Origin of the sequence: Leifsonia sp. NCR5 (assembly GCF_002105485.1) — a bacterium.
In the GTDB taxonomy this organism is placed as follows: Bacteria; Actinomycetota; Actinomycetes; order Actinomycetales; family Microbacteriaceae; genus Leifsonia.
The window spans coordinates 100,511-120,373 of the sequence record NZ_NCSR01000004.1; the positions used below are offsets into that span (position 1 = coordinate 100,511).

General features: G+C 68.9%; 23 protein-coding genes and 2 tRNA genes. 14 read left to right on the top strand and 11 right to left on the bottom strand.

The genetic code is table 11. From position 1 onward, the window contains the following. Window positions 1–38 precede the first annotated feature (38 nt). The gene (locus B7438_RS05225; protein WP_179150728.1) at window positions 39–908 is read left to right on the top strand and encodes an acyl-CoA thioesterase II; all 870 of its coding nucleotides are present in this window, start codon (window positions 39–41) and stop codon (window positions 906–908) included. Window positions 909–921: 13 nt separating this feature from the next. Here the strand turns inward: B7438_RS05225 and B7438_RS05230 are convergent, their stop codons facing one another. Next, window positions 922–1,659 (bottom strand): anti-sigma factor, encoded by a 738-nt coding sequence (locus B7438_RS05230; protein WP_085368500.1) that lies wholly within the window; start codon window positions 1,657–1,659, stop codon window positions 922–924. Then, on the bottom strand, window positions 1,656–2,165 hold the full coding sequence (locus B7438_RS05235; protein ID WP_085368501.1) for a sigma-70 family RNA polymerase sigma factor: 510 nt from the start codon (window positions 2,163–2,165) through the stop codon (window positions 1,656–1,658). The genes B7438_RS05230 and B7438_RS05235 overlap by 4 nt, the downstream gene beginning before the upstream one ends. A gap of 127 nt (window positions 2,166–2,292) precedes the next feature. Here B7438_RS05235 and B7438_RS05240 point away from each other — a divergent pair, with 127 nt between their 5' ends. Then, a complete protein-coding gene (locus B7438_RS05240; RefSeq protein WP_085368502.1) occupies window positions 2,293–2,721 on the top strand; it encodes a ubiquinol-cytochrome c reductase iron-sulfur subunit in 429 nt (142 codons plus the stop codon). Window positions 2,722–2,727: 6 nt separating this feature from the next. On the opposite strand, the gene B7438_RS05245 is transcribed toward B7438_RS05240, so the two are convergent. The 5 genes from B7438_RS05245 to msrA form a co-directional block, all read right to left on the bottom strand. After that, window positions 2,728–3,204 carry a thioesterase family protein gene (locus B7438_RS05245; protein WP_085368503.1) on the bottom strand — a complete coding sequence of 159 codons (477 nt, stop codon included), beginning with the start codon at window positions 3,202–3,204 and terminating at the stop codon, window positions 2,728–2,730. Window positions 3,205–3,233: 29 nt separating this feature from the next. After that, on the bottom strand, window positions 3,234–4,916 hold the full coding sequence (gene ettA / locus B7438_RS05250; RefSeq protein WP_085368504.1) for an energy-dependent translational throttle protein EttA: 1,683 nt from the start codon (window positions 4,914–4,916) through the stop codon (window positions 3,234–3,236). A 57-nt stretch (window positions 4,917–4,973) separates the two neighbouring features. Next, window positions 4,974–5,537: a hypothetical protein gene (locus B7438_RS05255; protein WP_256921876.1), complete on the bottom strand. Its 564-nt coding sequence runs from the start codon at window positions 5,535–5,537 to the stop codon at window positions 4,974–4,976. Between the two features lie 74 nt (window positions 5,538–5,611). Beyond that, the gene (locus B7438_RS05260) at window positions 5,612–6,019 is read right to left on the bottom strand and encodes a single-stranded DNA-binding protein (RefSeq protein WP_085368505.1); all 408 of its coding nucleotides are present in this window, start codon (window positions 6,017–6,019) and stop codon (window positions 5,612–5,614) included. A 168-nt stretch (window positions 6,020–6,187) separates the two neighbouring features. Next, window positions 6,188–6,715, bottom strand: a complete 528-nt coding sequence (gene msrA, locus B7438_RS05265) for a peptide-methionine (S)-S-oxide reductase MsrA (RefSeq protein WP_085368506.1) — start codon at window positions 6,713–6,715, stop codon at window positions 6,188–6,190. Window positions 6,716–6,762: 47 nt separating this feature from the next. Between msrA and B7438_RS05270 the strand changes: the two genes are divergently transcribed. Both B7438_RS05270 and B7438_RS05275 read left to right on the top strand, forming a co-directional pair. Next, entirely contained in the window at window positions 6,763–7,779 is a 1,017-nt protein-coding gene (locus B7438_RS05270) for an aldo/keto reductase (protein WP_085368507.1), read from the top strand. Between the two features lie 115 nt (window positions 7,780–7,894). Beyond that, window positions 7,895–8,623: a hypothetical protein gene (locus tag B7438_RS05275; RefSeq protein WP_247597380.1), complete on the top strand. Its 729-nt coding sequence runs from the start codon at window positions 7,895–7,897 to the stop codon at window positions 8,621–8,623. An 87-nt stretch (window positions 8,624–8,710) separates the two neighbouring features. On the opposite strand, the gene nadE is transcribed toward B7438_RS05275, so the two are convergent. After that, window positions 8,711–9,553: an ammonia-dependent NAD(+) synthetase gene (gene nadE / locus B7438_RS05280; RefSeq protein ID WP_085368609.1), complete on the bottom strand. Its 843-nt coding sequence runs from the start codon at window positions 9,551–9,553 to the stop codon at window positions 8,711–8,713. 75 nt (window positions 9,554–9,628) lie between these two features. Between nadE and B7438_RS05285 the strand changes: the two genes are divergently transcribed. After that, entirely contained in the window at window positions 9,629–10,846 is a 1,218-nt protein-coding gene (locus tag B7438_RS05285) for a cation:proton antiporter (RefSeq protein ID WP_085368508.1), read from the top strand. Between the two features lie 30 nt (window positions 10,847–10,876). Here the strand turns inward: B7438_RS05285 and B7438_RS05290 are convergent, their stop codons facing one another. Then, window positions 10,877–11,731, bottom strand: coding sequence for a LysR substrate-binding domain-containing protein (locus B7438_RS05290; protein WP_085368509.1), 855 nt, complete (start codon window positions 11,729–11,731; stop codon window positions 10,877–10,879). Between the two features lie 159 nt (window positions 11,732–11,890). Between B7438_RS05290 and B7438_RS05295 the strand changes: the two genes are divergently transcribed. Next, a complete protein-coding gene (locus B7438_RS05295; RefSeq protein WP_085368510.1) occupies window positions 11,891–13,195 on the top strand; it encodes an MFS transporter in 1,305 nt (434 codons plus the stop codon). Between the two features lie 31 nt (window positions 13,196–13,226). Further along, window positions 13,227–13,299, top strand: a tRNA-Arg gene (locus tag B7438_RS05300). A 51-nt stretch (window positions 13,300–13,350) separates the two neighbouring features. Here the strand turns inward: B7438_RS05300 and B7438_RS05305 are convergent. Beyond that, complete coding sequence (locus tag B7438_RS05305) at window positions 13,351–13,659, bottom strand: thioredoxin domain-containing protein (protein ID WP_085368511.1); 309 nt, start codon at window positions 13,657–13,659, stop codon at window positions 13,351–13,353. Between the two features lie 95 nt (window positions 13,660–13,754). On the opposite strand from B7438_RS05305, the gene B7438_RS05310 reads away from it, so the two are divergent. The 3 genes from B7438_RS05310 (at window position 13,755) to B7438_RS05320 (ending at window position 15,332) form a co-directional block, all read left to right on the top strand. Beyond that, a complete protein-coding gene (locus B7438_RS05310; RefSeq protein WP_085368512.1) occupies window positions 13,755–14,576 on the top strand; it encodes an SGNH/GDSL hydrolase family protein in 822 nt (273 codons plus the stop codon). A 9-nt stretch (window positions 14,577–14,585) separates the two neighbouring features. Next, window positions 14,586–15,206 (top strand): oligoribonuclease, encoded by a 621-nt coding sequence (gene orn, locus B7438_RS05315; RefSeq protein WP_085368513.1) that lies wholly within the window; start codon window positions 14,586–14,588, stop codon window positions 15,204–15,206. Between the two features lie 50 nt (window positions 15,207–15,256). Beyond that, window positions 15,257–15,332: transfer RNA gene (locus B7438_RS05320), tRNA-His, on the top strand. Window positions 15,333–15,385: 53 nt separating this feature from the next. Here the strand turns inward: B7438_RS05320 and B7438_RS05325 are convergent. Beyond that, window positions 15,386–15,937 (bottom strand): transcriptional regulator, encoded by a 552-nt coding sequence (locus B7438_RS05325; RefSeq protein WP_085368514.1) that lies wholly within the window; start codon window positions 15,935–15,937, stop codon window positions 15,386–15,388. A 74-nt stretch (window positions 15,938–16,011) separates the two neighbouring features. Between B7438_RS05325 and B7438_RS05330 the strand changes: the two genes are divergently transcribed. The 4 genes from B7438_RS05330 (at window position 16,012) to B7438_RS05345 (ending at window position 19,839) form a co-directional block, all read left to right on the top strand. After that, window positions 16,012–17,307 (top strand): MFS transporter, encoded by a 1,296-nt coding sequence (locus B7438_RS05330; protein ID WP_085368515.1) that lies wholly within the window; start codon window positions 16,012–16,014, stop codon window positions 17,305–17,307. Between the two features lie 331 nt (window positions 17,308–17,638). After that, complete coding sequence (locus tag B7438_RS05335) at window positions 17,639–18,391, top strand: hypothetical protein (RefSeq protein ID WP_085368516.1); 753 nt, start codon at window positions 17,639–17,641, stop codon at window positions 18,389–18,391. A 33-nt stretch (window positions 18,392–18,424) separates the two neighbouring features. Further along, window positions 18,425–19,483, top strand: a complete 1,059-nt coding sequence (locus B7438_RS05340) for a hypothetical protein (protein WP_085368517.1) — start codon at window positions 18,425–18,427, stop codon at window positions 19,481–19,483. After that, window positions 19,480–19,839, top strand: a complete 360-nt coding sequence (locus tag B7438_RS05345; RefSeq protein WP_373270186.1) for a metallopeptidase family protein — start codon at window positions 19,480–19,482, stop codon at window positions 19,837–19,839. The genes B7438_RS05340 and B7438_RS05345 overlap by 4 nt, the downstream gene beginning before the upstream one ends. Window positions 19,840–19,863 lie beyond the last annotated feature (24 nt).

Below are 19,863 nucleotides of genomic sequence, written 5' to 3' on the forward strand. Positions count from 1 at the left end.
CTGTCTAAACTACCAAGAGAGAACTCAATGGAGGCACAGTGACCGAGCCCCTGGCATCACTTCTGACCGCGCTCGATCTGACGGACACCGGCGCGAGGACCAGCGAAGACATCTTCACCGGCCCATCCCAGTGGATGCCGCTCGGTCGCGTCTTCGGCGGCCAGGTGCTCGCGCAGTCCATCGTCGCCGCCTCCCGCACCGTCCCGGACGGGCGCGCGATCCACTCGATGCACGGCTACTTCCTGCGTCCCGGCGACGTGAACCTGCCGATCACGTTCTCCGTTGACCGTATCCACGACGGCCGGTCCTTCTCGACCAGGCGCACTCAGGCGTACCAGAGCGGTCAGCCGATCCTGTCGATGATCGCCTCGTTCCAGGACGAGGACGAGGGCCTGACGCACCAGGTCGAGATGCCGACGGACATCCCGGATCCGGAGACGCTGCCGAACTCGGCGGACAGCCTGGAGAACGTGGAGCATCCCGTGGCGCAGTACTGGGCGAGCGAGCGGCCGTTCGACATCCGCCACATCACCTCCCCCATCTACCTGACGGTCGACGGAGAGCACGTCGCCCACCAGGCCGTCTGGTTCCGCTCGATCGGCGCACTGCCGGACGACCCGGACCTGCACCGCGCAGCCCTCGCGTACGCGAGCGACTACACGATCATGGAGTCCGTGATGCGCAGGCACGGCGTCGCCTGGGCCACCCCCGGACTGCGCGCGGCGAGCCTGGACCACGCGATGTGGTGGCACCGTCCTGCACGCGTCGACGAGTGGCTGCTCTACGTGCAGGAGTCGCCGAGCGCAAGCGGGGGTCGCGGACTCGCCCTCGGCCGCATCTTCAGCCGCGACGGGCGCCTGGTGGCGAGCGTCGCGCAGGAGGCGATGGTGCGGGTGCCGCTGGCCTAGCCGCCCGCGGCGGCTACCCGAAGCTGGTCTTCAGCAGCACCGTCCCGTCGACCGCGGACCGGATGTCGATGGATGCGATGTCCGCCTTGGCGACGCTGGTGGTGGCCGTCGGCTTCACGGTGGAGCCAGGACCCGCGGTCCACGTGGCGACCTGCGTCTGCGTGCCCGCCCGGTCGGTGACGACCATCGCGTACGCCCAGCTCTTGCCCTCGGTGCCGCTCACCTCCGAGTAGCTGCAGCTCGACTCGATCCTGGTCCCCCACGGCTCGGTGACGAGCCGGACGTCGGCAGAGAGCGCGCTGGGCTCCACCTGGCTCAGCGTCACCCTCGTCCCCGCCACGTCGGTGTGCGGCGCGAACACGGCCGGAAGCGCGAACACCGACACGGCGACGATCGCGGCGGCGGCCAGCAGCGTGCCGGCGGTCCACCAGCGGGTGCGCATCCGGCGGCGGCGCGCGGCGCTGAGGAGGGCGGGGAACACATCCGGTGCAGGCTCGGTGGTGTTTGTGCTGTCTGTCGTGCCTGTGGCGCCGGCGGTTGCTGCGCCTCTCGGCGCGGGGTCGAGCAGCGCGAAGGCGTCCTCGGCCGACACCTGTCGCAGCAGGCCGGGCAGCCCGGCCAACTCGGCCACGTCAGCGGTGCACGCCGCGCAGGTGCGCAGGTGCTCCTCGTACGCACGCCGGTCGGCGGGCGACAGGGCCCCGAGCACGTATGCTCCGTCCCAGGTGGCGAACTCCTCGTGTCCGGTCATCGCTCCGTCACTCCCCTCTCCTGCAGGGCGAGTCGAAGCGCTCGCAAACCGTAGTGGATGCGCGACTTGACCGTCCCCTCCGGAACGTCCAGTTCGCGCGAGATCTCCGCGATCGACCGTCCGCCGTAGTAGGCGTGGACGATCACGGCGCGGTGTTCGACGGACAGCTCGGCCAGCGCATCCGACACCAGCCAGGCGTCCAGCACGGCGTCCGACTCGCTGTTCCCCGGGCGCTCCGGCAGGGTGTCCGTGCCGTATTCGTGCAGGTTGCGCGCGCTGCGCTTGTCGTCGATCACGAGGTTGCGGGCGACGGTGAACAGCCACGCCCGCGCCGACGACTGCGACTGGTCGAGCACGGCAGGCCGCTTCCACGCCCGCAGCAGGGTCTCCTGCACAATGTCGTCGGCCATCGCCCTGTCGCCGGTGAGATGCACGACATAGCGCCAGACCGCTTGCGCGTGCTGATCGTGCAGTTCGCGCAGCAGCCGCGCATCCTCGTTCGCCATGACACCTCCACCACAGACACGGGACAGGATGCGAAAAGGTTCATCTGCGACACTGCGCGGTGAACCGTATGCACAGCAGCTTCGTGCATACCGTAAGAGAACGCTACGCCGACCGGGAGGACCCCGCATGAACGACTCGACACCGCTCACCCGCCGCACCCTCGTCCAGCTCGGCGGTGCCACCGCCGTCGGCGCCGGGGCGTTGCTGCTCACGGCCTGCACGGCGGACGGCGCCGACGGCTCGGAGTCGACGGGCTCGGACAGCTCCGTGAAGGTGCCGCTGTCGTCCATCCCGGTCGGAGGCGCCGTCTCGGCGAAGATGGGCTCTGCGCCGATCGTGGTCTCGCAGCCGACCGCGGGAAAGGTGGTCGCGTTCAGCGCCGTCTGCACCCATCAGGGATGCACGGTCGCACCGCAAGGCAAGGAGTTCGACTGCCCGTGCCACGGCTCGCGCTTCGACGCCACCACCGGCGACGTGCTCGGCGGACCGGCCAGCCAGCCGCTCCCGAAGCTGACCGCCACCGTGTCCGGCGAGACGGTCACCGTGACGAAGTAGGCGGCGTCAGGCGCGCTTGGTGAACTGCACGGGGTCGTCGAGGTACGGCGTCCAGGCTGCCCGCTCGCGCTCGTTGATGCGTCGCGGACGCTGGCTGGCCGCATCCACCAGCACGATGGTCGTCGCCGCCCGCGAGTACAGGATCTCCGGCTCGGTTCCGGCGGGCGACCGCACCTCGTAGCAGACCTCCAGGCTCGCCCCGCCCAGCCTGCCCAGCCACAGCTGCACGTCGAGCGGCTGCCGCAGATACGGGATGGGGGCGAGGTACTCGATCTCCTGCCGCGCGATCAGCGTCAGCGTGTCCGCGCCCGGCCGCCCGTCGAGGACGGCGGTCGACCCTCCCACCGCCTCCTCGGCGTCGTCGGTGACCCAGAACGCCTCGATCCGCGCCTCCTCCAGGAGACGCAGCATCTCGGCGTTGTTGACGTGCCCGTACGCATCCAGGTCGCTCCACCGGAGCTTGATCGGAACATGCAGTCGCATCAGGCAGCCCTTCGGTCTGTGCTCGGATGTCAGTCGCGCGTGAGCTTGCGGTACGCGGAACGGTGTGGCTTGGCGGCGTCCGGGCCGAGTCGCTGCACCTTGTTCTCCTCGTACGCCTCGAAGTTGCCCTCGAACCAGTACCAGTTCGCCGGGTCTTCCTCCGTGCCCTCGTAGGCGAGGATGTGCGTGGCGATCCTGTCGAGGAACCACCGGTCGTGGGTGATGACCACGGCACAGCCGGGGAACTCGAGCAGTGCGTTCTCGAGGCTGGACAGGGTCTCGACGTCCAGGTCGTTCGTCGGCTCGTCGAGGAGCAGCAGGTTGCCGCCCTGCTTGAGCGTCAGCGCCAGGTTCAGCCTGTTGCGCTCACCACCGGAGAGCACGCCGGCCTTCTTCTGCTGGTCAGGGCCCTTGAAGCCGAACGTCGACACGTACGCACGCGACGGCACCTCGGTCTTGCCGACCTGGATGTAGTCGAGCCCGTCGGACACGACCTCCCACAGCGTCTTGTTCGGGTCGATGCCGCCACGCGACTGGTCGACGTAGGAGATCTGGACCGTCTCGCCGATCTTCAGCTCGCCGCCGTCGAGCGGTTCGAGACCGACGATCGTCTTGAACAGGGTGGTCTTACCGACACCGTTCGGGCCGATGACGCCGACGATGCCGTTGCGCGGAAGCGTGAACGTGAGGCCGTCGATGAGCTTGCGGTCGCCGAACCCCTTCTCCAGGTTCTTCGCGTCGATGACGACCTGGCCGAGACGCGGTCCCGGCGGAATCTGGATCTCCTCGAAGTCGAGCTTCCTGGTGCGCTCCGCCTCCGCCGCCATCTCCTCGTACCTGGCCAGACGGGCCTTCGACTTGGCCTGGCGGCCCTTGGCGTTGCTGCGCACCCAGTCGAGCTCCTCGGAGAGGCGCTTGGCGAGCTTCGCGTCCTTCTTGCCAGCGACTTCGAGACGCTCGCGCTTCTTCTCGAGGTAAGTGGAGTAGTTGCCCTCGTACGGATACAGGTGACCGCGGTCGACCTCGGCGATCCACTCCGCGACGTGGTCGAGGAAGTACCGGTCGTGGGTGACGGCGAGCACGGCACCGTGGTACTTGGCCAGGTGCTGCTCCAGCCACAGCACGCTCTCGGCGTCGAGGTGGTTGGTGGGCTCGTCGAGGAGGAGCAGGTCGGGCTTCTGCAGCAGCAGCTTGCAGAGCGCGACGCGGCGCTTCTCACCACCGGAGAGCGTGTTGACCGGCCAGTCCCCCGGCGGGCAGCGGAGCGCATCCATCGCCTGCTCCAGCTGGGAGTCGAGGTCCCAGGCGTCCTGGGCGTCGATCTGCTCCTGCAGGGTGCCCATCTCGGCGAGCAGCGTGTCGAAGTCGGCATCCGGGTCTGCGAGCAGCGCGGAGATCTCGTTGAACCGGTCGACCTTGCCCTTGATCTCGCCGACGCCCTCCTGGACGTTCTCGAGAACGGTCTTGTTCTCGTCGAGCACGGGCTCCTGCATGAGGATGCCGACGGTGTACCCGGGCGTGAGCTTCGCCTCGCCGTTGCTCGGGGTGTCGAGCCCGGCCATGATCTTCAGAATGGTCGACTTACCGGCGCCGTTCGGACCGACGACACCGATCTTCGCTCCGGGCAGGAACGCCATCGTGACGTCGTCCAGAATCAGTTTGTCGCCGACCGCTTTGCGGGCGCGCACCATCGAGTAAATGTATTCGGCCATGAGGTCCAGTCTATTCGGAGGATGGGGCCGGCCGGTCCAGCGGGAGGGAGGGCTGCGTTACCAGTCGATCGCCCTGGTTTGGCCGACGAGGCAGCCGCCGGTGCCGAGGACCGGGGTGGTCAGGCTGTTGTAGCCGCCCGCGTCTGCGCCGTTCTGGCCGATGAGGCAGGTGTCGCCGAGCTTGACCGAGAACTGGATCGAGTTGGCGGCCAGGCCGATCGTGGTGGTGTCGACCGTGAGTTGCATGGCCGACTTGTCGAAGCCGGCCGCGACGAGGGCGTCGATGAAGTCGCGGCCCTTCGCGGCGGGGTTCGCCGCGAGGGTGGCCCGGTTGACCTTGTCGAAGAAGGGGAGGTTCTGCTGGGCGGTGCCGCCGGGGACGAGTTCCGGAACTGCGGCTGGAGTGCTCGTAGCGGACGGCGTGGAGGATGGTGTCGGCGCTGTCGTGGCCTGGGCGGGGGTTCCACCGACGCAACCGGCGAGCGAGCCTGCGATGAGGAGCACCCCGGCGGTGGATGCGAGCAGGTGGCGCAGCGGGCGCGCGGTGGCGGTCGCACCCGCGGGAGCGTGGGTGGGCCGGGCAGCGGCCGGCGCGGCGTGGGGGCTGGGCAGGTGGGGCATCGCTCTCCGTCGCTGGACTCCGGCCCGGGCGGGCMGCTGCCTGGACGGCAGCGCTCGAATCGTTATGCCTCATTCTAGACAGCCGTCGCTGAGGGAACGTCGACCGCGCGGACGCCCTGGACGGTGCGGGCGAACGTCGCGCTCCCCCACGCGAGGTCGTGGCCGAGGGCGTCCGCCTCGATCTCCGCCGTGATCCCGCGCGAGGATGGGTCGTCACCGTCGGACCATTCGCGCACCGTGAGACGGCCGGTGACCAGGACCGGATCGCCGCGGCTGACGCAGCCGGCCACGTTGGAGGCGAGCTGTCGGTATGCGGAGACCGTGAACCAGTTGCACCGGGTGTTCTGCCAGGCGTCCGCATCCACGTCGTAGACGGTGTTCGTGGTGATGAGGCGGAAGCTCGTGACCGAAAGGCCCTCGGTGGTGACGATGTGGCGCGGGTCGGTCGCGACGACTCCGGTGACGGTGATGGTGTCGTTCATGGTGCTCTCCTCGAAAGGCTCGGTGTGGTGTTCCGAGTCTGCGGGGAGAGCGTCGGCGTCGGACCGGGCGCGAGAGAACTGTGGAGAAGTCGGCTCGGCCAGATGCTGTGGAGGAGCTGGGCGGAAGGGGCGCGACGGAGAAGTGCGGCGCAGAAGCCCGCGCGGCCGCTACGCCGCGATCACATACGGCGCGTACGAGGCCCTGATCTTGTTCACCTTCGGCTGGGCAACCGCCCGGCAGTATCCCTGCCCGGGGTTCTTGGCGAAGAAGTCCTGGTGGTACTCCTCGGCGCGATAGAAGGTGCCGAGCGGCTCGAGCGTGGTGACGACAGTGCCGTCCCAGTAGGTCTTCGCGCGCTCGATGGCCGCTTCGAACTGGGCCTTCTGCTCGTCGCCGTCGTAGAACATCGCGGAGCGGTACTGGGTGCCGACGTCGGCGCCCTGGCGGTTCAGCTGGGTGGGGTCGTGGAGGGTGAAGAACACGTCGAGGATGACGCTCGGCGGGATCACCTCGGGGTCGAAGGTGACCGCGACGGCCTCGGCGTGGCCGGTCGAGCCGGTGCAGACCTCTTCGTAGGTGGGGTCGACGGCGGTGCCGCCCGTGTATCCGGAGACGACGTCCTGCACGCCGCGGAGGACACGGTAGACCGCATCCAGGCACCAGAAGCACCCACCGGCGATGACATATGTGTCCATCAACATCCCTTTCGTTTCGACCGTCCTCATTCTCCTACGATGAAGACATGGCTTACGAACCCGCGGAGAACCGCTACGAGACGATGACGTACAACCGCAGCGGACGCAGCGGGCTGAAGCTTCCAGCCCTGTCGCTCGGGCTGTGGCACAACTTCGGCGACGAGCGCCCGATCGAGACGCAGCGCGCCATCGTGCGCCGCGCGTTCGACCTCGGCGTCACGCACTTCGACCTCGCCAACAACTACGGGCCTCCCGCCGGCACCGCCGAGACCAACTTCGGACGCATCCTGCGCGAAGACCTCCTGCCGTACCGCGACGAGATCGTGGTCTCCACGAAGGCCGGGTACTTCATGTGGAACGGCCCATACGGCGAGTGGGGCTCCCGCAAGACGATGCTGTCGTCCCTCGACCAGAGCCTCGGCCGCCTCGGGCTGGACTACGTCGACATCTTCTATTCGCACCGGCCGGATCCGGAGACCCCGATCGAGGAGACGATGGGCGCGCTCGCCACCGCCGTGAAGCAGGGCAAGGCGCTCTACGCCGGCATCTCCAACTACTCGCCGGAGCAGACCACGGCAGCTGCGGCGGCCCTGGCCGACCACGGCGTCCCGCTGCTCATCCACCAGCCGCGGTATTCGATGTTCGACAGGCACATCGAAGACGGCCTGTTCCCCGTGCTCGAGAAGGTGGGAGCCGGGAGCATCGTCTTCTCGCCGCTCGCCCAGGGGATGCTCACCGACCGCTACCTGGACGGCACCGTTCCCGCCGGCTCCCGCGCGGCCACCAGCCACTTCCTGTCGGAGAAGCAGCTCAGCCCGGTCTACCTGGAACGCGCCCGCGCGCTCAACGACATCGCCGCCGCCCGCGGCCAGTCGCTCGCGCAGCTGGCGCTCAGCTGGGTGCTGCGGCAGCCGGGCGTCACGAGCGCGCTGATCGGCGCATCCAGCGTCGCCCAGCTGGAGCAGAACATCGCCGCGCTCGACGCACCAGCACTCACCGCGGACGAGATCGCCAGCATCGAGCCGTACGCCGTGGACGGCACGGAGCACCTCGAAGACGAGTAGCGGCGGGCGGGTTCGGTCACACCTTGATCACGGGGACGCGGACGCGCCGGGCGGCGTGCCGGAGATGAGAGACCGCCGAGGTTAACATCACCGCATGCAGTGGTGGAATGATTTCGTGGATTGGCTCACTTCGTCCGACGCGCAGCCGGTGGTGTTCAACGCGGTGGTTCTCGCCGTCGCCGTGATCATTGCCGGACTGCTGGGCGCCTGGATCGCGCGCGGCGCGGTCAAAGGGCTGCTCTCCCGCACCGACCGTCAGCAGAAGGCGTCCGCCATCGCGGCGCTCGTCGACGCTGCGACGGAGGCGTCCGTCTGGAACTCCCTCACCCCGGGTGAGCAGGTGCTCTCCGACCGCGCCGTCGGCCAGGCCGACATCATGGTGCGACTGCTCCCGATCAAGGGCTCCGGCATCGCGGCGAACTGGGCAGGACACCAGCTCGCAGAGATGAAGCGTGCGTCTGCCACGTTCGGCTACCAGCTCGACCCGGCCATCGCGGAGTTCCGCGACCGCCTCATCGAATGGCAGAACAAGCCGAGCCGCGCGCGCCGCATCTTCCAGGGCGACCTCGAACGCTGGCGCTTCGAGAACACCGACACCGACCGCACGCTGATCGCACAACAGGATGCGTGGGTCGCCCAGCAGCACCACGAGCAGTATGCGCCGACCACGGCCGACACTGGCGACCAGACGGCACAGGCACAGGCACCGGCACCGGCCGGCCAGACGCAGCTCGCTACGACGCCGCTTCCCTCCTATGCGGCAGAGCGCACCGGCAGCGACACGGGCACCGGCCCCGTCGCCTCCGACACCGCCCCGACGTCGAAACTCAACCAGCCGGTCTGATCCGGCCCCGGTCCACGAAGAAATGGTCCAGGACTGCCACGGTGTGGCGGTCCTGGACCATTTTCGTGAGCGGCGAGGTCTAGCGCCTCAGCGCGAGTAGTCGCCTCGGCGATGCCACCACTCGTCGAACATGCTGGCGGGCAGCTGCCGTTTGTGCTCCGTGGCCAGGTAGCGCGCCTCGATGGTCTCCGCGACCCTGTCCGGCACGTCCTCGCCTTCGAGGAACGCGTCGATGTCGGCGTAGCTGAGGCCGAGGTTGTCCTCGTCGGTCTGGCCCGGGTTGTGGTCGAGGAGGTCAGCGGTCGGAGCCTTCGTGTAGAGGCGCGCCGGCGCATCCAGGTACTCCAGGAGGGCGCGGCCCTGCCGCTTGCTGAGTCCGGCGAGCGGCAGGATGTCGGTGCCGCCGTCGCCGTACTTCGTGAAGAAGCCCGTGACCGCCTCCGCCGCGTGGTCCGTGCCGACCACGAGCAGGCGGCGCTGCCCGGCGATGGCGTACTGAGCGACCATCCTGGCGCGCGCCTTGACGTTGCCCTTGTTGAAGTCGGACATGTCGTCGCCGATCGCATCCAGGTACTCGTCCTCGATGCCGTCGACGCCGCGCTGGATGTTGAACGTCACCGTGCGCTGCGGCCGGATGAACGACAGGGCGAGCTGGGCGTCGTCCTCGTCGTGCTGCACCGCATACGGCAGCCGCACGGCGATGAACTCGGCGTCGATCCCGCGTTCGGCGAGGCGTTCGACGGCGAGCTGGCTGAGGCGGCCGGCGAGCGAGGAGTCCTGTCCGCCCGAGATGCCGAGGACGAGACCGGATGCGCCGGTCGTCGTCAGGTATTCGACGAGGAACCCCACCCGTTTCTCGACCTCGGCGGCGGGGTCGATGACAGGGCTCACGTTCAGTTCGTCGATGATTCTGGCCTGGAGTTCACGCATGATCATCACCATATCCCCGGTGCGTTTCCGCCGTGTGAACGGCCGCTGATCGCTCGCAGCCAGTAGCATCGGCGCATGGACCCCGCCGTCGGAACCATCGTGCTCGTCCCGCTGCTCGCGGTGGTGGCGTCGTTGCTGGCCACGGCGGTCGGCCGGGTGGCGAAGATCCCGCTCGTCGTGTTCGAGATCCTGCTCGGCCTGCTGATCGGCCCGGCCGTGCTCGGCTGGGTGCCGAAGTCGGACATGCTCGACGCTGTCGCCAACTTCGGTCTGGCGTTCCTGTTCTTCATGGCGGGCAACGAGATCGACTTCGCGGCGATCAAGGGACGGCCGCTGAAACGCGCATCCCTCGGCTGGCTGATCTCGCTGGTGGCCGGGGTGGTCATCGGCATCCTGCTGTCCCCGGATGCGGTGACCGGCGTGTTCGTGGGGATCGCACTGACCTCGACCGCGCTCGGCACGCTGATGCCGGTGCTGCGGGATGCGGGCGAACTGAAGACGCCGTTCGGGCGCGCCGTCACCGCGGTCGGCGCCGTCGGCGAGTTCGGTCCGCTGCTCGCCATCTCGCTGTTCCTCAGCGGACGGAAGCCGCTCGCGGCCTCCCTGGTGCTGATCGCGTTCGCGGTGATCGCCGGCCTCGCCGTCTGGTTCGCCGCGCGCGGAGGGCACGAACGCTTCCACGGGCTGGTGCGGGCGACGCTGCACACCAGCGGGCAGTTCGCCGTGCGGTTCATCGTGATGGTGATCGCGGCACTGGTCGGGCTGAGCCTCGCGCTCGGGCTCGACATGCTGCTCGGGGCGTTCGCCGCCGGGGTGATCTGCCGGGTGCTGCTCTCCGGAGCCGCGGAGCCGGACGCGAAACTCGTCGAGGGGAAGCTCGAGGCGGTCGCGTTCGGCGTGCTGGTGCCGGTGTTCTTCATCAACACCGGGATCGGCTTCGACCTCCGCGCGCTCGTCACCGACCCGCACGCGCTGCTCCTGCTGCCGATCTTCCTGGTGCTGATGCTGATCGTGCGCGGGCTGCCGGGCTCGCTCGCCGCGCCGGGCGGGTCGACGTTCGCCGACCGCAGCGCGCTCACGCTGTTCAGCGCCACCGGTCTGCCGATCATCGTCGCGGTGACCAACATCGGGGTGGCGGAGGGCGACCTGAAGACCGGGACGGCCACCGCGCTCGTCGGAGCCGGGATGCTGTCGGTGCTCGCGTTCCCGATCATCGCGCTCACGCTGCGCAAGCGCTCCTCCGACGGCGGCCTCCGCCCACCGGACCCCGATCGCATCCCGATCGTCGGCTGACCCGCTGCACCCTCGCGACGGGGCGGGCGGCTAGGGGATGCGGGTGACGGCCCTGGCGAGGATGGCCGTGGTGAGCGCGTCGACCGGCTCGCGCGCGGCGGCAGGGTTGGAGAGCAGGGTGAAGTCGACGTGGCCGAGGTCGGGCAGGCCGAACCGGTTGGTGACCTTGATGAGGTCGGTGGGGATGAGCGACCGGGGGAACACCGCGATCCCGATACCGGCGCGCACCGCGGCCAGCACCCCGTTCACCTCGCGCGTGTTGCAGGTGATGCGCCAGGTGCGGCCGGCGGCCTCCAGCGCGTCGATCGTGATCTGACGGCTGATGCTCGGCCCCTGGTATGCGATCAGCGGCACAGGATGCTCGGGCTCCAGCACCGTCTTCTCCTGCCCCATCCAGACCAGTTCGTCGGTGGCGACGACCGTGCCCTCCGTCGTGCCGGGGTTCTGCTTGATGAAGATGAGGTCGAGGTGCCCGGCCTGCAGGCGGCGGTACAGCGGCGCCGATTGGTCGACGGTGAGCTCCAGGTTGATCTGCGGGTGCTGCTGCCGGAAGTGGCGCAGGATGCGCGGGAGCGTCGTGATCGCGAGGTCGTCCGCCGCGCCGAAGCGCAGTCGCCCGCGCATCGCCGAGCCGCTGAAGTAGCGGTCGGCCTCCGCGTGCGCCGCGAGGATCGTGCGGGCGAACCCGGCCATCGCGTCCCCGTTGTCCGTCAGCCGCACATCCCGGGTGTCGCGGGCGACCAGCTGCCGTTTCGCCGCCGCTTCGAGCCGTCGGACGTGCTGGCTGACCGTCGGCTGGCTGATCCCGAGCCGCGCGGCGGCCTTCGTGAAGCTGTGCGTGTCGGCCACGGCGAGGAAGGTGCGGAGCAGCACAGGGTCGAACATCGCGCATCCATTCGGTAATCCAATAGGAGTTATAGGTTCAATTCGCTGCAAGAATAGCTCAGGTTGCGTAACGTCGAAGGTGCAGAAACCTCATACGAAACTCGATACGCAGGAATACACGTGGCAAACTCCACCGCAGCAGCCCCACCGACCGGGCCCATGCCCGTTCTCAGCACGCGCCCACCGTGGCGGGAGACGTTCGTCTCACTGAAGGTCCCCAACTACCGCAAGTTCGCCGCAAGCAACCTCGTCGCCAACACGGCCGTCTGGATGCAGCGCATCGCGATGGACTGGCTGGTGCTCCAGCTCTCCGGCAGCGTCGCGGCCGTCGGCATCACGGTCTTCATGCAGTTCATGCCGATGCTCGTGCTCGGCCTGCACGGCGGCGTGATCGCCGACCGGTACAACAAGCAGAAGATCCTCATCGTCACGCAGACCTGCGCCGCGCTGCTGGCCGGCGTCCTGGCCGCGCTCACCCTCACCGGACTCACCCAGGTGTGGCACGTCTACCTCATCTCGTTCCTGCTCGGACTGGTGACCGTGGTCGACAACCCCACCCGTCAGGTGTTCGTCAACGAGCTGGTCGGACCGAAGTACCTGCGCAACGCGATCAGCCTGAACTCGTCCATCTTCCAGCTCGGCGGCCTCATCGGCCCCGCGGTCGGCGGCATTCTGATCACCGCGGTCGGCGGCGGCTGGTCGTTCGTGATCAACGCCGTCGCCTGCCTCGCCGTGGTCGGCTCGCTGCTCTCGCTCAACCGCTCGCAGCTGCACCACTCCCCTGCTGCCCCGCGTGCGAAGGGCCAGCTGGCCGAGGGCATCCGGTATGTGCGCCGCAAGCCCGTGATCTTCTGGACCGTCGTGATGGTCGCGATCATCGCCGTCTTCGCGTTCAACATGCCCGTGTTCCTCGCGGCCTACGCCAACAACGTCTACGACGTCGGCGCGCAGGGCTACGGACTGTTCAACGCGCTGGTCGCTGCGGGCGCGCTGGTCGGCGCCCTCGCATCCACTCGCCGCACGAGCGTGCGGCTGAGCATGGTGGTCGGCACGGCTGCCGCGCTCGGCTTCATCCAGGCCATCGCAGGATTCGCGCCGTCGGAGATCGCGTTCGGCGTGCTCCTCATCGGCATCGGCGTGGGCAACCTGCTGTTCATCACGGCGGCGAACTCGCTGGTGCAGATGTCGTCGAACGTGCAGATCCGCGGCAGGGTCATCTCGCTCTACATCCTGGTGCTGCTCGGCGGCCAGGCCATCGGCGGACCGTTCATGGGCTGGGTCGTTGAGCAGGTCGGGCCGCATATCGCGATGATGATCTCCGGCGTCGTCCCCGCGGTCGCCGCCGTGGTGATCGCCCTGCTGATCGCCAGGAGCGCGAGCCTGCGGCTCCGGTTCGGCCTGCGGGGCCGCCGCCCCACCATCGCCATCGTCAACAGGGCGGGCAAGAGCGGCGCGACGCTCTGACGCCGACGGGCTGCGGTATCGTGGAAATCACGCCCCCGTAGCTCAGCGGATAGAGCAGGAGCCTTCTAATCTCTTGGTCGCAGGTTCGATTCCTGCCGGGGGCACCGCTGTGCAGTACGACTGGGCCGCACCGCCGCGCCGCGCCGAACCTGAGCTCAGACCGCTTTCGCCGCGGCAACCAGCACCTGCTGCAGCGTCGGAACGCCCTCCGCGCGGAACACCTCGTCGCCGGCAGCCGTCGCCACGATCACCGTGGGGGTGACCCGGATGCGGTCGGCCTCCGCGCTCTGCAGGTTGCGGGCGACGTCCAGCTCGGTCACGGTCACCAGCGGCACGAGCCGCGCCGCCTCGGCCAGCACGGCGCGCGTCTGCATGCACGGTTCGCAGAACGCCGACGTGTACAGGGTGAGCCGGACAGCGTCTCCGTCGGTGACGGGACGGCCAACGGCCGATGTCGAATCCACGGTTCCAGTGTACGTCCGGGGAACATCCGGAGACCATCGAGCCAAGCGGCGGCTGTCGGCGCGCGCATCCCGGCACCGGTGGGCAGACTCGGGATGTGAGCCGCACAGCTTTCACCCGGTATGTCGCCCTCGGGGACTCGATCACCGAGGGCCTCTGCGATGCCCCGCCCGCGCGCGGAGCGCAGCACCCTGAACCGGCCGGGGCGTGGATCGGCTGGGCCGACCGCCTCGCCGCCATCCTCGACGGGGACGCCAGACTGGCGGGGCATCCGTTCGAGTTCGCCAATCTCGCCGTCCGGGGGCGTCGCATCGCCGACGTGGTCGACGGGCAGGTGCCGCACGCGCTGCGGCTCTCCCCCGACCTGGTCTCGGTGATGGTCGGCGGGAACGACCTGATGAGCCCGGCCGCCGATCCGGATGCGCTTGCCTCGCGTCTCGACTCCGGCATCCGGTCGCTGCGGGCGGCCGGCGCGACCGTCCTGCTGGCGAACCTGTTCGACCCGCAGTTCGCGTTCTTCCTCAAGCCGTTCCGCGGGCGCGCCGCCGTCTTCAACGCCAACATCTGGAGCATCGCGCGGGATCACAGGGCCATCGTGCTCGACGTGTGGGGCGTGCGCGAGTTCCGCGAGAGCAGCATGTGGGCGAGCGACCGCGTGCACCTGAGCGCCCGCGGCCACCGGCTGCTCGCCGCGCACGCGGCGCACACGCTCGGCGTGCCGTATGCGGAGATCGCGGCGACGACCGCCGGAGAGGCGGCAGCCGACCAGCCGGTTCCCCCGCCGGAGGAGATCCCGCTGCGCACCTGGCTGCGCGTGTACGCGATCCCGTGGGCGGCCAGGCGCATGCGGCGCATCTCCGCCGGGGACGGCATGGATGCGAAACAGCCGGTGCCGCTGCCCGTCGGAGGGCCGCACTAGACTTTCAGCATGGCAAATTCCTCGGATCGTCTGGTCTGGATCGACTGCGAAATGACCGGACTCGACCTCGAGGTCGACGAACTCGTCGAGATCGCGGTGGTCATCACCGATTTCGAACTGAACGTGCTCGACCCCGGCCTCAGCATCGTCATCAAGCCGGACGCGTCCGCGCTCGAGAACATGAACGACTTCGTGCGCGACATGCACACCACCTCCGGGCTGATCGACGAGATCCCGAACGGCAAGAGCCTGGCGGAGGCCGAGTACGAAGTGCTGGAGTACGTGCTCAAGTTCGCGCCGACCGCGCGCACGGCCCCGATCGCCGGGAACACCATCGGCACCGACCGGATGTTCATCGCCAAGTTCATGCCGCGCCTCGACAACCACCTGCACTACCGCAGCGTCGACGTGTCCTCCATCAAGGAGCTCTCCCGCCGCTGGTACCCGCGCATCTACTTCAACGCGCCCGACAAACACGGTGGGCACCGCGCTCTCGCCGACATTCTCGAGTCGATCCGGGAGCTCGATTACTACCGCCGCGCAGCGTTCGTGGGCGAACCGGGACCCACCACGGACGACGTTCAGAGCGTGTCGGCGGCCGTAGTGGAAAAATGGGCCCCGCGAATGTAATAGAATCGTCGAGTTGCTTTGTTCGGGACCGCGTTCCGGACGAAGACATGGTGGGTATAGCTCAGTTGGTAGAGCGCCTGGTTGTGGTCCAGGAGGTCGCGGGTTCAAGCCCCGTTACTCACCCCAAGTAAATGAAGCCCCCGCGCGAGTGCGGGGGCTTCGTCGTTGAGGCCGGGCTCTCAGTCCGCCGAGCGGTGCAGCAGGAACATCCCGCCATGCACCGGGAGGTCCCGCCGCGAATCGTCCGTCTCCACGTACTCGTCGATCACCGCGACGATCCTGCGGTCCAGTTCCTCGATGTCCTCCGGCGACAGATGCAGGGAGAATCGCGCGTACGTGGCGATGGACGTCGGCCCCGCCTCCGCCAGCTCCTGCTGGAACGCCTCCACCGGCGCGAACCCGTCGCTCGGGTCCGACCCGGCCAGCGCATCCGACAGCCACCAGCTGCGCCCCGTCGAGCGGTACGGCTTCTCCAGCGCGCCGCTCTCCCCCGTGCGCACCGGCGCGGGTTCCAGGAAGCCCGCATCCACGAGCTGGCGCACGTGATAGTGCGCCGTGCCTGGATCGACGCCGAGGCGGTCGGCCAGCTGCTTGTTGGTCAACTCGTACTGCCCGCACAGGCGCACCATGCGCACCCGCAGTGGATGCGCGAGCGCTTTCGTCTCCTTCACCGTCGCCGGGCGCCGCTTGGCATCGACCGGATGGATGGGGGCACTGTCGCTCTCGCTCATACGCAGACTCTACGCTTCGATCCGACTTTCTCCCATCGATTGAGTTTTCTCAATCACTGTGTCATCGTTCTTCCATGACCTCGTCCCTCGGAGCGCCGTACTGGAAGCTGTGGACCTCGTCCGCGCTCTCCAACCTGGCCGACGGCGTGATGAAGGTCGCGCTCCCGCTCGTGGCCATCCGCTACACCGAGTCACCGGCGCTGATCGCAGGACTCGGCTTCGCGTTCACCCTGCCCTGGCTGCTGTTCGCCCTCACCGCCGGCGCCCTCGCCGACCGCTTCGACCGCCGGCGCCTGATGCTCATCGGCAACACGGCCCGCGCCACGCTGCTGGCCGCGCTCGTCGTCATCGCTCTGCTCGGCGGAGGATCCATCTGGATGCTCTACGCCGTTGCCCTGTTCGTCGGCACGGCGGAGACGGTCTACGACACCTCCGCCCAATCGATCCTCCCCCAGCTCGTGAGCAGGGACGCGCTCTCCCGCGCCAACGGCCGCCTCTACGCTGCAGAGCTCACCACCAACCAGTTCGTCGGGCCTCCGCTCGGCGGCTTCCTCGTCGCATCCGGGATCGCCGTCGCCTTCGGGGCGCCCGTCCTGCTCTGGGTGCTGGCGATCGGGATGCTGCTGCTCGTCCGCGGGCGCTTCAGCACCGACCACCCCGGCACCACCACCATCCGCACCGACATCGCCGAGGGGCTCCGCTTCCTCTGGCACAACACCATCCTGCGCGTCCTGGCGATCATGGTCGGCGTCTTCAACCTGGCGTCGAGCGCCACCTTCACCGTTCTCGTGCTCTACGCGGTCGGCCCGAACTCGGCCATGAAGCTGACCGACCCCGGCTACGGCCTGCTGCTCACCGCGTCCGCGCTCGGCAGCGTGCTCGGCTCCTTCGCCGCGGAGTGGGCGGAGCGGAGGCTCGGCCGGGCCAGGGCGCTCGCCCTCACCATCCTGGGCAGCGTGCTCACGGTCGCAACGCCCGCGTTCACGACCGACGCGTGGGTCATCGGCGCCGCGTTCTTCCTCGGCGGCATCACCGTGTCGATCTGGAACGTCATCACGGTCTCGCTCCGCCAGCGCATCGCACCGCCCCGCCTCCTCGGCAGGGTCAACAGCGCATACCGGCTGGTCGCCTGGGGCACCATGCCGCTCGGCGCGGCTCTCGGCGGTGTGATCGCCGAATTCTTCGGCCTGCCTGCGGTCTTCCTCAGCATGGGCGTCGTGGTGGTCTGCCTCCTGCTCGGGATGTTCTGGGTCACCGACACGCGCATGGATGCGGCAGACGAGGCCGCGGAACGCGAGCACGCCGCCGCGACCGCCACAGCCACCTCCGCCGCCGGCGGGCCGTCCCCCGCCGAGGAAAACGGCCGCTGATCAGCAGCAACGCACACACGACTTTGCCAGGCTCCGTGCCTCTCGCGTCCAGACTGGCCGTCTAACGTTGTCGGGTCGACGGCACTGTACGCCGTCGTGCCGTGCACCTGCCGCGCATCCACCCCCCCAACCCCCGGATGCCCGCCGAACGTTTCGCGCGGCACACCCGCGTTGCGCACAGCACGCCATCGGACCACCAGGTCGCCGGTGGATCACGCCTGTGCCTGCGCGGTGTCAGCCCGCCGGGCCGCAGCCTCACCGCTGCAGAGCCGTGCCTCCCCTGCGCCCGTGCGCAGAACGGCAGGCGGGGAAGCCCGTAACCAGGAACCACATGCCCCTCACTTTCAAGAACACCACCATCCCCTTCCGCCACATCGTCGCCGGCGTCACCGCCGCCCTGATGACGGCATCGCTCTTCGCTCCCGCGGTCGCCCAGCAGCAGAGCGAGAAGCAGACCCGCGAACTCTCCGAGTCCACCGGGATGCACCACGAACAGCTGGGCGTGTACGAGAGCATCGTGCGCCACCGCCTCGAGTCCGAGGCGAAGACCACCATCGTCGGCGCCACCCGCACCGTCGACGCATACGCGGCGAAGGCAGACCCGACGGCGGCCAAGACCGCCATCGCCGGCCTCGACAGCTATCACAAGCTCGACGACTCGACGCTCCGCACCACCATCGACAGCGCGAAGGCCGCGTCCGACGCCCTCGCGGCAGCGGCGGCGGAGGCAGACCGCAAGGCGGCGGAGGCCGCAGCGGCCGCACTCGCCAACGCCAACACCCCGGACGGCGCCAAGTCCGTCGCCCGCTCGCTCCTCGCCGCGCACGGCTGGGGCGACGACCAGTTCTCCTGCCTCAGCAACCTGTGGCAGAAGGAGTCCGGCTGGAACTACCAGGCGTACAACGCGGGCAGCGGAGCCACCGGCATCCCGCAGGCCCTCCCCGGAAGCAAGATGGCCACGATGGGCAGCGACTGGCAGACCAACGCCGGCACCCAGATCAAGTGGGGCCTCGACTACATCTCCCGCTCGTACGGCACCCCGTGCAGCGCCTGGTCGCACTCGCAGTCGGTCAACTGGTACTGATCCACGGCACGGGCGCCCGGTAGACTCGCGCGGGTGAACACCCCCACCGTCCAGGGAGCCCACCTCGTCGGCAGCGTCAACCTGCCAGACGCGGAGACCGTCTTCCGCACCGTCAGCACCCACCTCGGCGACCGGATGCACCGCATCCCGGATGGCGAGGTCGGTGAGCGGTTCTACTGGATCCAGTTCCAGACCAAGCGCTTCGACACGATGAGCGGGCTGTCCCGCATCCCGGTCGAGCCGTTCTACATCCGCGGTGTCTTCGACGGGCGCCCCTTCGTGATCGACGACGGGGTGTCCGCCGACGACCTCGTGTTCCCGAACCTCGGTTACGCCGACGCGGCCCTGGAGTCGTTCGCAACCTTCGACAGGATGCGCGCGGCCGGCGAAATCGCGGAAGGCACCCGGTTCCAGGTGTCGCTGCCCACACCGGCGGCCATCACCGGGGCGTTCGTGGTCGCCGAGCACCGCGCGGCGTTCGAGCCTGCATACGAGCGGGCCCTGTTCGCCGAGCTCCAGCGCATCGTCGACGGCATCCCGCACGACAGCCTCGCGATCCAGTGGGACACGGCCGTCGAGTTCGCCCTGCTCGAGTCGGCGAACATCCGGTCGCACCACGCCATCGTGCCGTGGTTCGACGACGTTCTCGGCGGTGTCGTCGAACGCGCCGTCCGACAGGCAGCGGCCGTCCCGGCCGATGTCGAGGTCGGATACCACCTCTGTTACGGCGACGTCGAGGAGGCGCACTTCGTGCAGCCGACGGACGCCGGTCACCTGGCCGACGTGCTCGGCGGCGTGCTCGGCGCTGCGACGCGCCCGATCACCTGGTTCCACCTGCCCGTGCCGATCGAACGCGACGACGCCGAGTTCTTCGCACCGCTCGCCGGCGTGACCGTGCCCGAGCACACCGAGCTGTACCTCGGGCTGCTGCACCACGAGGACGGCGTCGACGGCGCCGAGCGCAGGATCGCGGCGGCGGTGGCCGTTCAGCCGAGGTTCGGCGTCGCGACGGAGTGCGGGTTCGGCCGCGGTCCGAGCGAGCGCACGGTCGAACTGCTCGACCTGCACGCCGCCACCGCCCAGGCGTGGTGACCGTGCCGATCCAGCTGGACGCCGACGCCTTCGAGCGCCTGGTCACCGACGAGCTCGACGAACTGCCGGACGAGATGGTCGACGGGCTCGACAACGTCGTGTTCGTGGTCGAGGACCGTCCGGAAGACGGCTCGCTCGACCTGCTCGGGCTGTACGACGGGGTCGCGCTCACCGAGCGCGACAGTTACGGCTTCGGCGAGATGCCGGACCGGATCATTCTCTATCGCGAGCCGCTGCTGTCGATCTGCGACGACATCGACCAGCTCCGTGAGGAGATCCACGTCACGCTGGTGCACGAGATCGCGCACTTCTACGGCATCGACGACGCCCGCCTGCACGAGCTGGGCTGGGCCTGACCGGCTCGGCCGGCCCGGCCCGCC

Bases quoted from the DNA above. Each gene is read 5' to 3' on its own strand.
- B7438_RS05255 (WP_256921876.1), bottom strand. From the start codon at position 5,537: ATGCCCCACCTGCCCAGCCCCCACGCCGCGCCGGCCGCTGCCCGGCCC.
- B7438_RS05325 (WP_085368514.1), bottom strand. From the start codon at position 15,937: ATGAGCGAGAGCGACAGTGCCCCCATCCATCCGGTCGATGCCAAGCGG.
- B7438_RS05270 (WP_085368507.1), top strand. From the start codon at position 6,763: ATGGCTTACGAACCCGCGGAGAACCGCTACGAGACGATGACGTACAAC.
- B7438_RS05230 (WP_085368500.1), bottom strand. From the start codon at position 1,659: ATGACCGGACACGAGGAGTTCGCCACCTGGGACGGAGCATACGTGCTC.
- B7438_RS05290 (WP_085368509.1), bottom strand. From the start codon at position 11,731: ATGTTCGACCCTGTGCTGCTCCGCACCTTCCTCGCCGTGGCCGACACG.
- B7438_RS05260 (WP_085368505.1), bottom strand. From the start codon at position 6,019: ATGAACGACACCATCACCGTCACCGGAGTCGTCGCGACCGACCCGCGC.
- B7438_RS05330 (WP_085368515.1), top strand. From the start codon at position 16,012: ATGACCTCGTCCCTCGGAGCGCCGTACTGGAAGCTGTGGACCTCGTCC.
- ettA (WP_085368504.1), bottom strand. From the start codon at position 4,916: ATGGCCGAATACATTTACTCGATGGTGCGCGCCCGCAAAGCGGTCGGC.
- B7438_RS05335 (WP_085368516.1), top strand. From the start codon at position 17,639: ATGCCCCTCACTTTCAAGAACACCACCATCCCCTTCCGCCACATCGTC.
- B7438_RS05285 (WP_085368508.1), top strand. From the start codon at position 9,629: ATGGACCCCGCCGTCGGAACCATCGTGCTCGTCCCGCTGCTCGCGGTG.
- B7438_RS05245 (WP_085368503.1), bottom strand. From the start codon at position 3,204: ATGCGACTGCATGTTCCGATCAAGCTCCGGTGGAGCGACCTGGATGCG.
- B7438_RS05240 (WP_085368502.1), top strand. From the start codon at position 2,293: ATGAACGACTCGACACCGCTCACCCGCCGCACCCTCGTCCAGCTCGGC.
- B7438_RS05235 (WP_085368501.1), bottom strand. From the start codon at position 2,165: ATGGCGAACGAGGATGCGCGGCTGCTGCGCGAACTGCACGATCAGCAC.
- B7438_RS05295 (WP_085368510.1), top strand. From the start codon at position 11,891: ATGCCCGTTCTCAGCACGCGCCCACCGTGGCGGGAGACGTTCGTCTCA.
- nadE (WP_085368609.1), bottom strand. From the start codon at position 9,553: ATGCGTGAACTCCAGGCCAGAATCATCGACGAACTGAACGTGAGCCCT.
- orn (WP_085368513.1), top strand. From the start codon at position 14,586: ATGGCAAATTCCTCGGATCGTCTGGTCTGGATCGACTGCGAAATGACC.
- msrA (WP_085368506.1), bottom strand. From the start codon at position 6,715: ATGGACACATATGTCATCGCCGGTGGGTGCTTCTGGTGCCTGGATGCG.